Here is a 15,293-nt window from a genome sequence, read left to right on the forward strand (position 1 = left end):
ACACTACCTTAATGTAAATAGGACTTTTTTATTTATGAACTACGCTAAGTCTTGCAGTAATCTTTCTTATTAAATCATCAACAACCTCCAAACTCCTGTAATGAAAACTAATACCAATCCTGCCGGCGTAAGGTATTTCCAACATAAGGTCATTAATTGATCCACTCTCAATCTTGGATAAGTCCATCTTACCCACATCTGTACGAAAACCAAGAATAAGGCCTTGCTCATCAACCAGAAGAAACCCCAAAGGTATGCGGAAAGCTCTCCCATTGTACCTGAAGTCCAATCTGCTAAACGTACAGGACCGATATTAATAAATGGCGTATTCCACGATCCTAGAAATAAAACTACTGCAAATACAGACCCTAGCAACATCACTCCGTATTCTGAAAGCATCATAAATGCAAAACGCATTCCTGAGTACTCAATATGATAACCGGCAATGATTTCTGATTCTGCTTCAGGAATATCGAAAGGTGCTCTATTCGCTTCTGCCAGAGATGAAATGAAAAATATAACAAATGCAATTAGCAAAAATGGATTCCTAAAGATATTCCAATTTAATATACCACCTAACTGCGTCACTTCTATTCCTAAACCTTTTAATCCAAAAAGGTAATTTTGATCTACACTGAATATTCCTTGTTGTAAAGAGATGATTTCTGTATTTAAACTCTGTGCCGTCATCACTGCACATAACACTGCTAATCCGAGTGGCACTTCATAAGATACCATTTGTGCGGCGGATCTCATTGCTCCATATAATGAGTATTTATTATTGGAACTCCATCCTGCCGCTAAAATACCCAACACCTCCAATGAAAGTATGGCAAGGATATAAAAAACACCTACTTCGGTTCCTGATCCATAAAGACCATTGGTGAATGGTAATACTGCGAATCCTGCAAATACAGGCATAAAAATAAGTATAGGAGCCACCTTGAAAATAGGTTTATCGGCCGCTTTTGGAATGATATCCTCCTTCAATAATAATTTCAATATATCTGCCAAGGTTTGCAATAAACCTTTAGGCCCCACATTGACAGGCCCTAATCTATCTTGAATCCATGCAGATACTTTTCGTTCGGCATAAACTCCAAATAATGCAAATGTCAATAAGAAAGGAAGATAAAATAAAAGTGCTAGCATAGTTCTTCTTTTTCCAAAAAAGTAAATTGAACCGCAAGTTAATCAAACAATATACTTGGTCAAAAGTAATCTGCCTTTTTTGAAGTAGCGCCACACTCTTATTATGAAAATGCTTCCTTTTTTTTAAATTATTTGAATGCAAAGCTCATTTGTTAAAAATCAACTAAAGAAACTTCAAAAAAAGTATGACTTTCATTTTCTGGAATACTATTGCTACATGCATTGTTTTGGATTTTTCAATAAATGATGATTTTACAATATCATTTAACGATTGGTTCCTAAATATTTGTTGTGCTTAACTTTTTTTAATAATTTTACGATCTGCCACTTATATAAAGATTTCTTTTTACCATTCATTCAGAGTTATCTTATTTTTTCGTGATTCTATTCATATAGAAGATTAAATTTTAAAGTTTTGACTAGATACATCTCAGTAGTACTTTTAATACTGATCTCAATAAATGCTTACTGTCAAAGTAGCATTAAAGTGACTGGGCAAATAATTGATCAACAAACAAACGAAACCATACCATACGCAAGTGTTTATATTGAAGGAACAACGATAGGAACACTTTCTGACATGGACGGTAATTTTTCGGTCAATGTACCTTTACCTGTAAATAAAAAAGTACTTATCGCGTCATTTATGGGGTATTCCACTCAGAAGAAAAAACTGAATGAGAAGAATGTCCGCAAGAAAATGACCATTAAATTAAAAACTTCAGCCAAACAGCTGGATGAGGTTGTGATACGCACAAAAAAATGGGAAAACCCCGCTTGGGCCATTATGCGTGCTGTTCAGAAAAATAAATCAACCAACGATAGAGAAAAACTGAAGGCTTACGAATACGAAAGCTACACTAGAACCAACATCTGGGTGGGTAATGTGAATGAAAATTTCAAGAAAAAGAAAGTCGTTCAGGATGTTCTAAAATCTTTTGAAAGCTTTGAAAAGGTAGAAGATGAAAATGGACAGCCAATTATTCCCATTTTTGCTTCTGAAGTACTTTCCAATACTTTCTACATCAAAAATCCTGACGCTAAAACGGAACAAATTATCAAATCCAGAATCAGAAGTGTTGGTCCTGATGATGACGAAATGATCACACAGGTACTAGGTTCTTCATTTGTCGACTTCAACCTCTACGATAATAACTTCTTGTTTATTGGTAAATCGTTTATTTCACCGATTACATCTGAATGGAGAAACTTTTATGATTATACCCTTGACCCTAAAAAAGTAGATGTAAACGGGATCACTTGTCATAAAATTGCATTTGAACCTCGTCGTGAAGAAGACTTAGCCTTTGCTGGTAATTTATACATTGCCGATTCTGCCAATCATTTTGCATTAGTGAAAATTGACGGAACCTTAGGACAAGGAGCTAATATCAACTTCATTGACAGCGTTTTTATTGACCAAAGTTATACTCCTATCGTACAGGAGGATGGCTCTTCTGCTTGGATGCCTCTGCATCAAAACTTTGTCGTTTCAGTCGGTAAAATTGGAGAAAAATGGGCCAAAGTAAAGATCAAAATAAAAATCAGAAACAAAGATTTCGTAGTCAACGAGCCTAAATCTCGTTCTTTTTATGAACAACCCGTTTTAGTTGCTACTGACGCGTATCTTGATGGCAATAATGAGGAATTCTGGGATGATCATCGGCACGAGAAACTTTCCTCCACCGATGCGCAGGTGTTCTCTATGATTGACTCAGCCGAGGAAACACCTAGAGTAAAAAGACTTGCAGCAATTGGTGATATACTTATCAGTGGTCATAAAAAAGTAGGACCTGTAGAATTTGGCCCTTGGCCCTTTATTTATGCAGGCAATAGCGTAGAAAAGCACCGTTTCCAAATCGGCTTAAGAACCAACAATGAGTTCAGCAACAAATTCTCTTTCAGTGGTTTTGGTGCTTATGGCATTAAAGATAAAAAATGGAAATATGGAGTTACAGCTAGAGCGATACTGAATAGAGAAAAATGGAGTATCATTGGTATTCAACATTTCAATGATCTGAGCAGAGTCAGTGTCAATCAAGCGAACTTTAATAGTAAACCGATTTTCTTGGCGTCATTACGATGGGGCGACATGCGCTACCCTTATATGGAACAGAATACTAATATCTGGTACGAATCCGATGTGATGCGAGGCCTCAACGTTCAAGCAAAATTTACCAAAAGAATCATAGATCCACTTTTCCCTTACAAAATGGATGGTGAATTTGTAGACAACAAACCTGTTTATGACCGTCTGAATGGCTCCGAATTTTTCTTTAAACTGACTTACGGTTTAGGATACAAATACATTGCTACGCGTACACACAACAGAAAGAAAATAGCACAAGACAACAGACCAAGAATCACGATTGACTACACGATCGGTATTCCTGATTTATTTGGCAGTAATTACAAATTCCAACAAATCAGAGTTGGACTTGACCAAAAAGCCCGATTGGGTAAACTTGGAACATCAACCTACACACTATCCGGAGGATATATCCCGACAAAGACGCCTTTCCCACTCTTGGCGATGCCTTTTGGTAATAATGTACCGATTCTTTACAATCAGTTTGCTTTCAATATGATGAACTTGGGTGAGTTTGTGGCTGACAAGTGGACTTCATTACAATTGATCCACCGTTTTGAAGGCAATCTCTTAAACAGAATTCCTTTTGTGAAGAGAATGGGCTGGAGAGCAGTAGGTATGTGTAATGTAGTTTATGGTGATCTTTCTGAAAAGAACAGAAACCAAAGTGTACTTCCTCAACTACTTGAAGGAGAAAGCTACGACCCTGCAAGGGAAGCTAAACCCCTGGATCCTTCAATGCCTTATGTTGAACTGGGAACAGGTGTAGAAAATGTATTCAAAGTTTTAAGAGTGTACACTATTTGGAGAACTACCTACCGTACTCCTACAGCCGATAACTTCGCAGTCTATTTAGCATTGGGTATTTCATTCTAGTTTTTTTCCTGAGCAGAGAAACAAAATTACTTACTCAAAAAAATTATATTTGTAAAAAAATTAAGATTATGAAAATAAGAGTAGGACAAGGTTACGATGTTCACAAATTAGGTGAAGGAGAGGAATTATGGTTAGGTGGTATTCAATTGGATCACACACATGGTCTGATAGGTCATTCTGATGCTGATGTACTCATTCATGCTATCTGTGATGCCGTATTAGGAGCTGCCAATATGAGGGACATAGGCTTTCATTTTGCTGATACAGATCCTCAATACAAAGGCATTGACAGTAAAATTTTACTGAAAGATGTCATGAAAATTGTACGCGAACAGGGTTGGGAATTCGGTAACGTAGACTGTACTATTGTGGCACAGCGTCCTAAAATTAATCCTCATATCCCTGCTATGAAAAAATGCATGGCTGAGGTGATGAATGTAGACGAAGAAGATATTTCAATCAAAGCAACCACTTCCGAAAAAATGGGTTTTGTGGGTAGAGAAGAAGGCATGGCAGTACATGCAGTAGCTTTGATCACAAAAGCATAAATTCTAAGGCAGAATATAAAAAAACAGGACAACGTTACTTTTTCCGTTGTCCTGTTTTTTTATTTTAAAATTTATTCCGTCTCCAAACCTAACTCACTCAGCAACAAGGATGCATTAAATTTCTCACACACTCCATTTTTCAACTTATAATCAAAATCGAACTCGTTATTTGTGTAATCAAAATCAAAATGATAGTTCTTTGTGATGTTTGGCTTATGCTCTTCAAATTCTGACAACTGCAAATCATGCGTAGCTACGAGGATATGAGAAGCAGAAGACTCTTGGAGCTTTTGAAGTAAAGCGAAAGAACCTTTTAATTTATCTACAGAGTTTGTTCCTCTCAGCATTTCATCCACCAAAAATAAATCACAACCTCCTTGATCCACTGCTTCAATGATTAATCGGATTCGTTCTAATTCCGCTTTAAAAGTGGATTCGCTTAGCCTTAAAGAATCAGCTATACGCATAGAAGTGATCAGCCTCGGTTTCCTTCCCATTTTAAAAGAAGATGCACAAACTACTGTACCTGCATAAGCAAGTAACAGGTTGACTCCTATCACTCTAAGGAAAGTACTTTTCCCAGACATATTCGAGCCTGTTACAATACTGATTCTATTGGAAGCATCTAATGTGTAAGAATTTCTTACCCCTCCATTTTGAATACCATTATTCCCTTCAAAAATTAAAGGATGCCCCATATCTTCCCCTTCAAAAACAATAGTTTCGTTGTCTTCAAAATCAGGCATAGCCCAGTCGCTATAATTACGTTTGTGAGTTCCTAAACTATTATAAGCCTCAATGGAACCTATGACATCAAATAGTTTATCAAACAGGTCAGGGTATTTATTGAACCATTTTCTTATTTTGAAAACGACTAATATATCAAAAGGAATGATTACGTACAGTACCACCAAACCCAGCATATTCTTTCGGATATAAAGCTGTTCTATATCATTAGAAAGTTTGAGCAAGGGCTTGTAAAAGTCTCCTCCCTCTAATTCTTTGATTTTATTGACAAGCAGAACACTTTTAAACTCTTCCTCACTGATCAGTTTTATAGCATTGGCTAGCCTTGAAAGTGATTCTGAGGTACTGTCTAAGTAAGCAATAAACGTGGATACTTGCTTGCCCACTTTACCCATAATCCAAAAGTTGCTCAAAACCAGAACCGCAGCCGCTTCTTTTGAGTATTCAAAGGAAGTATGAACACTTAGATAAATCAAGATCCAGGCAATAGGCACAAAAATCAAATATCCTTTCAGAAATGTTTCTCTTTCAAATTTGAAATTTTTCAGTGCAATTGAGTTGATATTGAAGTATTTTTTGGGTTTTGAATCATCAAAAAGAAATAATTTAAGCTGGTCTGAAAAAGATTCCTTACCTGCCAATTCTTTGACCACTTCCTGTCTTTCTTTAATTTCTTCTGAAGGCGTAGCATGACTGTCTTGAGCAAAAAATGACGCTAATAGACGCTCTCCCCATTGCGTTGAACAACGATTGATAAAGTGGAATAATGAGTGCGTACCAAACACGTCCAAGTCATGACCATAATTATGCACTGTGGTGTTATATTCTTCCCCATCTTCATAAATATTGGCCTCACCTTTACTGATGTTTACCTCATTCTCTGTCAGCAACTTTAATGTTTCCAACTCCCTGATTTGCTTGATGACATCCGTATGTACTCTTACAAGCAAGACAAAAAGGACTAGAATAATGAAAAAGCTGAAAAACAGACCTCCTTCTTCATAAAATTGATACGCAAAATAAGCGATAAAAATTCCTGCTACTACAGTAGACAGCCTCATCATTGAATAACGCTGAGACTTAGAATTTAACTGTTTTAATTGTAGAGAAATCTGACTTAGCTTTTCCTGATAGTTTGACATACAATAAAATTTCGTCAATCGTTTATCTTCCAAAAATTGTAATAGCAAATGTAAAAGAAAAACATTAATAATTTATGTTTTCTGTTTAATGTTGAAGCATTCTAAGTGATGAGCTTTTTTAATACTTCAGAAGTTAAAAAACATCAAATCAATCATTACCAAACAATTACAAACTACTCAAAATAATATACACCAATAGTGTTTTTGTGATATTTCATAATGTTACATGAATTAAAAAAAGTAAAAGAATTCGACTTATTACAACTTTTCTACGTTACATTTGCAGTTGGATTTACTACTATCATCATTTATTTTGAGATTTTCAAAAACATATAAGCATTTATTCAGACACCTATTTACAGTATGGGTGGCACTCCACACATTGAATTACAGTGTGGATATTGATGCTGTATTGTTTTCTCAAGCCAATTATTCTACGGAAGAAATCACTCTTTATGATAATAAAGTAGAGTCCTTTTTTGAAATTTTTGTGCATTTACTTTGGGAAGGTCAATTGGACGACCTGAAAGATAATCCTTTTTCTCAAAACGAATCCAAAAGTTTTATTCCAAAGGTTTTTACATTCGTAAATGCCTGTCAAATCATTTATGAAGCAGAGGAAGCTGTTCTTCATTTCAAAGAACAGCTAGACTTTTTCTATTTAGATCAAAGTTACCCTACTCCTACTGCTGACATCATTCCTCCCCCTCCACGAGTGGCTTAAATTATTCGGCAACGTGCACTTTTCTGCACTTTCAATAATTTAAAACAGCTTCTATACGCATAGAAGACAACCACTCTATCATGAAAAAAATATTATTCTTACTGGGATTAGGTTTGAGCCTATTCACAGTTAATTTATATGCTCAGGAATCTTCACAAGAAATAAATGAAGAGGTTGAGCCTGAAACTAAATTCAAACAACAACCTGGGCTTGCTAAAGCCGCTTCTAAGATTTTTTATTCTGAAAAACCATGGAGTGTTTCTGGTTTTGGTGAGATTTCTTATGTCAACAGAAATGACATTCCGTTAGGCATGGAAGATGATATTGAGTTATCATACAATAACCTTTACCGTTTCTCTACTTTCTTTGGCTACCGTTTTACAGATAAAATTATCTGGAACTCAGAAGTGATGATCGAATACCTTCAAGATCCTGCCGGAAACAGTCACTTTGAATTTATTTTAGAAGCCTTCTTAGATTTCTCCATTCACAAATCATTTAATGTAAGAGCAGGTTTATACCCTATGAATATTGGTTATATCAACAATAATGATGAGCCTGTAATGTTTGGATCTGTAAACCGCTCTGATGTTGAAAGAATCATTGTTCCGTCTACTTGGATGGGAATGGGTGTAAGTGCTTACGGTGTTATCTCACCAAGCTTCAACTATGCTACAGGAGTTACGCAAGGATTAGATGGGGCACACTTTTTAAGTGGAAGTTTCATTCGTCAAGGTAGAGAACCAAGATTTGACAGTGAGGCGTTTTCTACTTATGCTTACAACGGACAAATCAATTATGTAGGTCTAAAGAACTGGACGCTAAGTGCATCAATGTATGTGGGACAGGCAGGAAATAATCAAACGGTTCAAACTTCTACAGGAGATTATAAAACTGCTGATGCAGTCGCACAATTGTACACTGCTTACGCAAGATATGAACAAAAGAACTGGGAGTTTATGGCATTGGCTACTCATGGCTTTATGTCAGGCACTGATGACCTTTTTGAGCTAACAAAAATGGGTAATGGAGGCGTAGGCCAAGTAATGGCCAATCAAAATGTAGGCTACTTGGTGGAAGGAAGCTATGATCTATTATCTCTATTTGGAGAACGTTCATTCTTAAGAAAAAAGAATGCGCTTATCGATCCGCATCATGTAAAAATCCCTTTGTTTGTTAGATACGAATACATCAACACACACAAAGATTATAATAAAAACCTCTTAGCTGAAAATAATGCGAATATGGTCCATTTTAATTCAGACATTATTACGGTGGGTTTGAACTTCAAACCAAGAGAGGAGATTGCTTTCAAGATTGATTATCAATTTAGAAACAATCGAGCAACAGGACCATACGCCGCCAAAGAGGATAATTTACTCGAACTAGGTATTGGGTTTATTTTCTAACCTTTGACAACTTAACTAAAACTAAATCACCAATTTTTTCCCTTTAAGGTATTTTACTTTAAAGGGATTTTTTTGAAATCATTATTTCTATCCTTCATTTCTACTATATTTATAGAGGCAGGTAATATTACCTCAACCAAAATGAAGCTATAAAAACAACCCAAATGAAAATATTCCTCTCAATACTTATTTCAACTCTACTCTTTATCAGCAACATACCCACACAAGCACAGAGTTTCGGGACTGGAGGCGGAGGCGGTGATAAAAGAACTGATAAGAAAGTCGACTTTATGCCAATTCCTTATATCAACTACAACAGGTCATTAGGCTTTTCAATTGGAGCACTGCCAATGGCAATGTTCAACATCAGTCAGAAAGATACAATATCACCTTCATCTGTAGTAGGCTTACTTGGTATGTGGACTACAAATGATTCATGGTTTGGATTAATGTTCTCCAGATTTTATCTCAATAAAGATAAATACAGAGTAACTTTTGCAGCAGGTTTAGGCAGTATTAATTTCCAGACTTTTGTCCCCATGCCCATTGGTGGCGGTTTTGTAGATTACAATACAGGTTTAAATTTTATAAAAGTAGAAGTACAAAGAAAAGTCATCAATCACCTTTATTTTGGTGTTAATTATATGGCCACTGATTTTAATACTTCTTTTAATGTAGAGGGAGATACCACCGTTCAAAACAACCTTCAAACCATAGGCCTTGTCATATCTTATGATCATAGAGACAATGTATATTACCCCTATGGGGGGCATATTGGAAATATAAAATTAGACATGAATCCAGAGTTCCTTGGAAATGAAGTACAAAACACCAAAGTCTCCATTGATTTCAATAAATATTTTGCATTTAGGGAAGGGAAAGATGTTTTAGCCACAAGAGCCTTTATAGGTTTTGGTATAGGAGACCTTGTTTTCAATCAGCAGTTTATTGTAGGTGAAAGCGACATCAGAGGGTATACACAAGGTAAATTCAGAGGTAATTCCATGTATAATATTCAAGCAGAATACCGTTGGAATTTTTATAAACGAATGGCCATTAATTTCTTTGGGGGGTTAGCCACTATTGCAGGAGCCAATGACTCTAGTCAAAACGGAACAATTCTCCCAGGAGTAGGTGTTGGCTATCGATTTAATGTTTTTCCAAAAAACCATATGAATGTAGGTTTAGATGGCGCTGTAGGCAATGATGATTGGGGAGTGTATTTTAGAATTGGGGAAGCTTTTTAGTACTTAAAAGTACTGCGACAAAAGTAAACGGGTGTTTTTAATGAAGAATTAAGAATGATGAATGAAAAATGTTTCTTGCTCTGGCATATAAGCTAGTCTTTATGACGGAAACCGTTGCAGAGGTGTTGTAGTATAACGTTCACACTGACCATAGTATTGATCTCCTTTTCTTCATTCTTAACTCTTCATTCAAAAAGTCCCTTTTCTTCTGTCCTAGTACATACCATTTAATTTACAGGAATGAAGACTAAAACATAATTAATATTGATCATCATGCTCCCCTTCTAAAAATAATATAGGATGAATATTACTAGAATGCAACACTTCAATTCCTCTAAGTTTTCTATACAGTTTTAGAGCGAAAATATCAGTCATACTCGATATAAAATCTAATATGTGCATCACTTTTTCATAGGGTGTTTCAGACTCTTCAAATCGGAACTGTATAGGTAAAAGTCTAATAATTTTTCGTTGTTCCTTATCCCTATCCATTTGAGGAGTAAGAGCAGCGTCAACAAAATCTTTTACTAAACAAGATAAAATTCTAAACGCTGCAATTTCAAGTTCAACTACTTTCTTCGCATTGTAGATTTTATTAAATGAAATATCTTTTATTTTTTGAAACGAGGCTTTAAATGCTGGAATTGACTCAATGAGACTTTTCTTGTAATCTCCGCTGAGAATTTCTTCCTTATTATTCCAAAAAACATCAATACACTTAAAAACCAATGAATTAATAGCCTGCGTACGTAAATAAGCAATTGATTCATCAGGGTAGTTTCCCATTAATTCTGCTTTTAAAATTACATCCTTAACATGATCTGGCCTGTTATTCATTTTGATTATTTCAATAAAGGAGTCTTTCACATCTTCATAAGACAGAATACCTAACCTATGTGAGTCTTCAAAATCAATAATATTATAGCATATATCGTCTGCCGCTTCCACTAAATAGACAAAAGGGTGCCTTTTATAAATTATTTCAGCACTATCTTCCTGTTGCATATTTACCTCTTTGACTATTGTTAAAAATGACTGCTCATCATTTTTAAAATAACCATACTTTTTCCGATGTAAAACACTTTTATTTGATGCTGATGACTCACAAGGATACTTTAGAATGGAAGCAAGTGTAATATAGGTAAGATTAAAATCTGTTTCTATTGTATTTTTTTGTTTCATAGTCAAAATCCGCAGCGTATTAGCATTCCCTTCAAAAGATATTAAATCTTCCCATTCACAAGGTGAAAATTGGCTTTTAAATATTTTATCTTCCAAATTGTTGGTATCTCTCTTTTTGAAATACTTTGAAATTGCCTCTTCTCCAGAATGACCAAAAGGAGGGTTACCCAAATCATGAGCTAAACATGCAGACGCTATAACTTCTCTAAGGTCACTCTCATAAAATGTTCTTGACTGATCATCTTTCTTCACGCCTTCAAGAGTTGCAATTTTCTGTCCTATTATTTTACCCAGTAACCGGCCAACACTAGCTACTTCCAATGAATGTGTGAGCCTGTTATGTACAAAATTCTCTTCAGGCAGTGCAAAAACTTGCGTTTTATTTTGAAGTCGCCTGAATGGACTAGAAAAAATTAATTTATCCCAATCTTTTTCATACGCACTTCTAGCCTCATCGATGATAATATCTTTGCCAAATCTTTTTGAAGAAAAGCAATTATTCCATGTAATCATATTTTAATCAGTTTGCTATTTTTTCCGTTTAAGCAATAAAACTTCTCAATATCTCTTTATAATTGTGGGGAATACAACCTTGAGAAATTACTTTCAATGACTGAGTAAATTTCAATAAATAGCTGTCTTAAGTTAATTATAATAAAGAAATAGTTTAAAGCAATTGTATCTTGGTACTGCCCCCAATAAGGACATCTTTTTTCAAGAACCATAATTATTATTTACTCACTCTTAAGAACCTAGTTACAAAAAGGTAAATACAACTTGTTTACAATGAACTGTAAACAAGTTGCTAATGATTTTGAAGACAGTAAATAATATTATTTTGCAATTCAAATCGAATACCTACATAGATGTAGGCATAAAATTATGCGTTGACCTTCAGTAGCTGTTATCTATTCATCAAAGCATTGAATAGAAAAATAAGTATCTACTAATGGCTTAGTATATGTTATAGTTGAAAAACCATATAATAATTAACACAATAAGTAAGGAACTTGATACAATATTCACCGTTTTTTCTTCCTTTCTAAAAGTCTTTATGTTACTATCATAATTGAACATATCAAATTTGTATTTTTCCATAAAAACAAAACTTATTGATGCAGTGAAAATACGCATGGATAGAAAATCAGTATGTAAAACTGAAAGCATCAATGATGTGACTTGAAAGACAATGAATAATATCTTATTTCTTTTATCTCCATTGTAAAGTAAATAAGGGATAACCCAAACGATATAAAAAATACTATAGAAAGCTTGAATATCATTACTAAACAATTGTGGGCTATCATTGACTGAAAGTCCCGGAGAACAACTGAAAATAAGATAGATAAGAAAAATACCATGCAAGATACAATTGGAAATCAAAAGGAAGTTTTTTGACTGATAAGTTGCTAAAATGAAAAGACCTGCTTGTGGGAGTATAAAAAAGAAAGTCAAAAGATAGGGATTGACAGTGGGCCATTCAATGTAATAGATAAATAAAAATAAACTACAAAAAAAGGTCTCAATGACAGCTAACTCCCTTATTCGGCTGTTTGTATTTTCAGCTCTTTTTTTCTTCCAATAAAAACTAATGACAATAATAATTTGAACAATTAAAAAGACTAAATAGGAGTGTATTGAAAAGTGTATTCCAAAAAAAATAATAAACTGTGCCAAAATAATTTTTAAAGTTGTTGACACATCATTTAGCTCTCTTAATTGTTTTAAGAATGGAAAGGTTATGGTTTTCATAAAAAAATGCTTGCACACAAGAGTACCACATAGATTCCTTGTTAAACTAATTATACTGTATCGTATATGTCAAGCAAAACAAAATATCTACACGATTAACTTTGTGTTATATGATAAATTGATTTCAAAAAATGTTGGATGTAAAAAACTGTTTTAGTTTATCATAATCCTTATTAAAAGGATGGCAAGTGGAAGTAATTTTATGAATAAATTATGGTGAAAAAATTAACTAACTGGTTACGAAAGTTAAGTGAACTGTAAAAGTATAAAAGTTCTTTATTTTTATATGCATCTTATTCTCTTTTAATAGAATATGCATGTTTAAAATTAATCAACTGAGAAAAAAAAACAAATTTAATTTTTCATTTATAACTCTCACAACGCGTCTTTAATAAAAGTGGGCCTTATAGGAAAAGTATAATGTGTTAAATCTTGAATAATTTCATGATTATATTTCTGACCGAATAAATCCCTTTTCCTAAAATAAGATTATTGACAAAACACCGATATTCAATGTATAGAGAAATAACAGACATAAGATATTTTATTAGATATTGGGTAAAATAAGAAATAGATAAATAGTAGCTTTCTAAAAAAATGAGAATCTAACAGCCATGATAATTAGATGGTGTAGCATTACCCTTATAATTATCACTTTTTGAATAAAAATAAAATTTTCAACAGATATAAATAATTTTTGTGTATCTCAATGACAAAGATCAAAACTATTTACAAGATAACTTCGTAAATTATGGTTACGGAAATGAAGTTTCACTTTAAACAATTCATTTTCATCACTTTTGAGATATAAAACTATGTGGGAAACATTTGACATACAATCTGTATTGATTGGACTTGGTATTGGTTTAGCAGTCGCTGCATTGGTTCAAGTGAAAGATTGGATAAAGCAATCTGGTTTGAAAAGTGAAATTAAAAGATTGAAAAATCACCTGCACGATAAATTGGAAATTGATGCGGAAGCTATTTCTGGAAAGAAATCGGAGATAGAACGCTTGAAGAGAGAAAATGAAAACCTGAGAGTGACCAATAAGGCTTTAATCAATAAACCTGGAAGACAAGAACTTCTAACTTTTCATGCTTATCAAACAGCTATAGATAAACTGAATAGTAATATGATGGGATTCGGCCCTGCTTGGCAAGATGCTCTAAAAGAAGCTAATCAAGAAATTAAAGAAATGGAAGAAGGACAAAAGTCTTTTGTAAAGAAAGTATTTCCTAAAGGACTGTTTGGAGGGAGTACTACTTATGAAATTGGTGAGGGTGATTAAACATCCATCACAAACTTTTTCAAGAACCTTGATGAAAACATTTACTTTTATCAAGGTTTTTTTATGCCCTCACTACCAAGTTGATTATTATTTGTATATTGAATGAACACTCAACCAATAACACTTAAAATCGACTAACATGACTGTCAGAGAAGATCATAACGACTATGATGCTATAATAATCGGAAGCGGAATTGGTGCATTGACCACAGCTTCTCTCCTCTCTCAAATCAAAAAGAAAAAAGTACTGATACTCGAAAAACATTGGGTAATCGGAGGGCAAACACATGTTTTCAAAAGGAAGAAATATCACTTTGATGTTGGGGTACACTATATAGGTAATATGGATCAACGTTGTATGCCCCGTCAGATTTTCAACTTCATTACCGAAAATAAACTGGAGTGGAACAAGATGCCACATGTATTTGAGAAGTTCGTTTACCCGGATTTTACTTTTGGAGTACCTGCACACCCCGATGAATACAGAGAAAAGCTTATAGATCTATTTCCGTCAGAAAGGGAGGCTATTGAAAAGTACTTCGTTGATGTAAAAACTGCATCAAAATGGATGGAAAGAAATTACGCCACTTCCTTTCAAGTTCCTCTCCTTAAATTACTCGGAAGCTTATCCAAGTCTAAAAAAGGAAAAGCCATGGCATTATCCACTACTAAAGAGTATATGGATAAGAATTTCAAAGATCCAAAACTGAAAGCGGTGCTTTGTTCACAATGGGGCGATTTTGGCCTTCCTCCTTCAAAAAGTGCTTTCGGGATGCATTGTCTTATTGTTACCCATTATTTTTATGGCGGATATTACCCTGAAGGCGGTTCTAAAAATATCGCAATGTACATACAGCCTACTATTGAAAAAAGTGGAGGCAGGTTGATGGTGAATCAAGATGTAGAGGAAATTATTATAAAAAATGACAGGGCTGTTGGGGTGAAAGTGAAAGAAAAACATGGAAAGTCATTTACGTTAAAGGAATACTATGCTCCAGTGATTATTTCTTCTGTTGGTTTCTATGGTACTTTTAATCATTTAGTAAAACAGAAAGTTGATTTCCTTCCTGAGTTCCTCGTAATGAATGTTAATCATTTATAACTTTCATGTATTCTGTGTTTTACGTAAAATTATT

The 15,293-nt window shown here is 34.3% G+C and carries 10 protein-coding genes; 7 read left to right on the forward strand and 3 right to left on the reverse strand.

Annotated features, from left to right (window positions below; translation table 11 throughout):
* Nucleotides 1–69: 69 nt before the first annotated feature.
* Nucleotides 70–1,152 carry an NADH-quinone oxidoreductase subunit NuoH gene (nuoH, locus tag HHU12_RS01990; protein WP_169654476.1) on the reverse strand — a complete coding sequence of 361 codons (1,083 nt, stop codon included), beginning with the start codon at nucleotides 1,150–1,152 and terminating at the stop codon, nucleotides 70–72.
* 415 nt (nucleotides 1,153–1,567) lie between these two features.
* Here nuoH and HHU12_RS01995 point away from each other — a divergent pair, with 415 nt between their 5' ends.
* Nucleotides 1,568–4,117 (forward strand): DUF5686 and carboxypeptidase-like regulatory domain-containing protein, encoded by a 2,550-nt coding sequence (locus tag HHU12_RS01995; protein WP_169654478.1) that lies wholly within the window; start codon nucleotides 1,568–1,570, stop codon nucleotides 4,115–4,117.
* Between the two features lie 68 nt (nucleotides 4,118–4,185).
* Entirely contained in the window at nucleotides 4,186–4,665 is a 480-nt protein-coding gene (ispF, locus tag HHU12_RS02000; RefSeq protein WP_169654480.1) for a 2-C-methyl-D-erythritol 2,4-cyclodiphosphate synthase, read from the forward strand.
* Between the two features lie 71 nt (nucleotides 4,666–4,736).
* Here ispF and HHU12_RS02005 read toward each other — a convergent pair whose 3' ends face one another.
* Nucleotides 4,737–6,554 (reverse strand): MutS-related protein, encoded by a 1,818-nt coding sequence (locus HHU12_RS02005; RefSeq protein WP_169654482.1) that lies wholly within the window; start codon nucleotides 6,552–6,554, stop codon nucleotides 4,737–4,739.
* Nucleotides 6,555–6,867: 313 nt separating this feature from the next.
* Between HHU12_RS02005 and HHU12_RS02010 the strand changes: the two genes are divergently transcribed.
* The 3 genes from HHU12_RS02010 to HHU12_RS02020 all read left to right on the forward strand — a co-directional run bounded on the left by HHU12_RS02010 (nucleotide 6,868) and on the right by HHU12_RS02020 (nucleotide 9,934).
* Entirely contained in the window at nucleotides 6,868–7,278 is a 411-nt protein-coding gene (locus tag HHU12_RS02010; protein WP_169654484.1) for a hypothetical protein, read from the forward strand.
* A gap of 80 nt (nucleotides 7,279–7,358) precedes the next feature.
* Entirely contained in the window at nucleotides 7,359–8,687 is a 1,329-nt protein-coding gene (locus HHU12_RS02015) for a porin (protein WP_169654486.1), read from the forward strand.
* A 164-nt stretch (nucleotides 8,688–8,851) separates the two neighbouring features.
* Entirely contained in the window at nucleotides 8,852–9,934 is a 1,083-nt protein-coding gene (locus HHU12_RS02020) for a BamA/TamA family outer membrane protein (RefSeq protein WP_169654488.1), read from the forward strand.
* Between the two features lie 258 nt (nucleotides 9,935–10,192).
* On the opposite strand, the gene dgt is transcribed toward HHU12_RS02020, so the two are convergent.
* Nucleotides 10,193–11,629 carry a dGTP triphosphohydrolase gene (gene dgt, locus HHU12_RS02025; protein ID WP_169654490.1) on the reverse strand — a complete coding sequence of 479 codons (1,437 nt, stop codon included), beginning with the start codon at nucleotides 11,627–11,629 and terminating at the stop codon, nucleotides 10,193–10,195.
* A 2,054-nt stretch (nucleotides 11,630–13,683) separates the two neighbouring features.
* Between dgt and HHU12_RS02030 the strand changes: the two genes are divergently transcribed.
* Together HHU12_RS02030 and HHU12_RS02035 are read left to right on the forward strand one after the other, a co-directional pair.
* Complete coding sequence (locus HHU12_RS02030) at nucleotides 13,684–14,157, forward strand: hypothetical protein (RefSeq protein WP_169654492.1); 474 nt, start codon at nucleotides 13,684–13,686, stop codon at nucleotides 14,155–14,157.
* A gap of 139 nt (nucleotides 14,158–14,296) precedes the next feature.
* Nucleotides 14,297–15,259, forward strand: coding sequence for a phytoene desaturase family protein (locus HHU12_RS02035; RefSeq protein ID WP_169654499.1), 963 nt, complete (start codon nucleotides 14,297–14,299; stop codon nucleotides 15,257–15,259).
* The last annotated feature ends 34 nt before the right edge of the window (nucleotides 15,260–15,293 follow it).

This window comes from Flammeovirga aprica JL-4 (assembly GCF_012844305.1).
Lineage (GTDB): Bacteria > Bacteroidota > Bacteroidia > Cytophagales > Flammeovirgaceae > Flammeovirga > Flammeovirga aprica.

Bases quoted from the DNA above. Each gene is read 5' to 3' on its own strand.
- nuoH (WP_169654476.1), bottom strand. From the start codon at position 1,152: ATGCTAGCACTTTTATTTTATCTTCCTTTCTTATTGACATTTGCATTA.
- HHU12_RS02015 (WP_169654486.1), top strand. From the start codon at position 7,359: ATGAAAAAAATATTATTCTTACTGGGATTAGGTTTGAGCCTATTCACA.
- ispF (WP_169654480.1), top strand. From the start codon at position 4,186: ATGAAAATAAGAGTAGGACAAGGTTACGATGTTCACAAATTAGGTGAA.
- HHU12_RS02035 (WP_169654499.1), top strand. From the start codon at position 14,297: ATGACTGTCAGAGAAGATCATAACGACTATGATGCTATAATAATCGGA.
- HHU12_RS02030 (WP_169654492.1), top strand. From the start codon at position 13,684: ATGTGGGAAACATTTGACATACAATCTGTATTGATTGGACTTGGTATT.
- dgt (WP_169654490.1), bottom strand. From the start codon at position 11,629: ATGATTACATGGAATAATTGCTTTTCTTCAAAAAGATTTGGCAAAGAT.
- HHU12_RS02005 (WP_169654482.1), bottom strand. From the start codon at position 6,554: ATGTCAAACTATCAGGAAAAGCTAAGTCAGATTTCTCTACAATTAAAA.
- HHU12_RS02020 (WP_169654488.1), top strand. From the start codon at position 8,852: ATGAAAATATTCCTCTCAATACTTATTTCAACTCTACTCTTTATCAGC.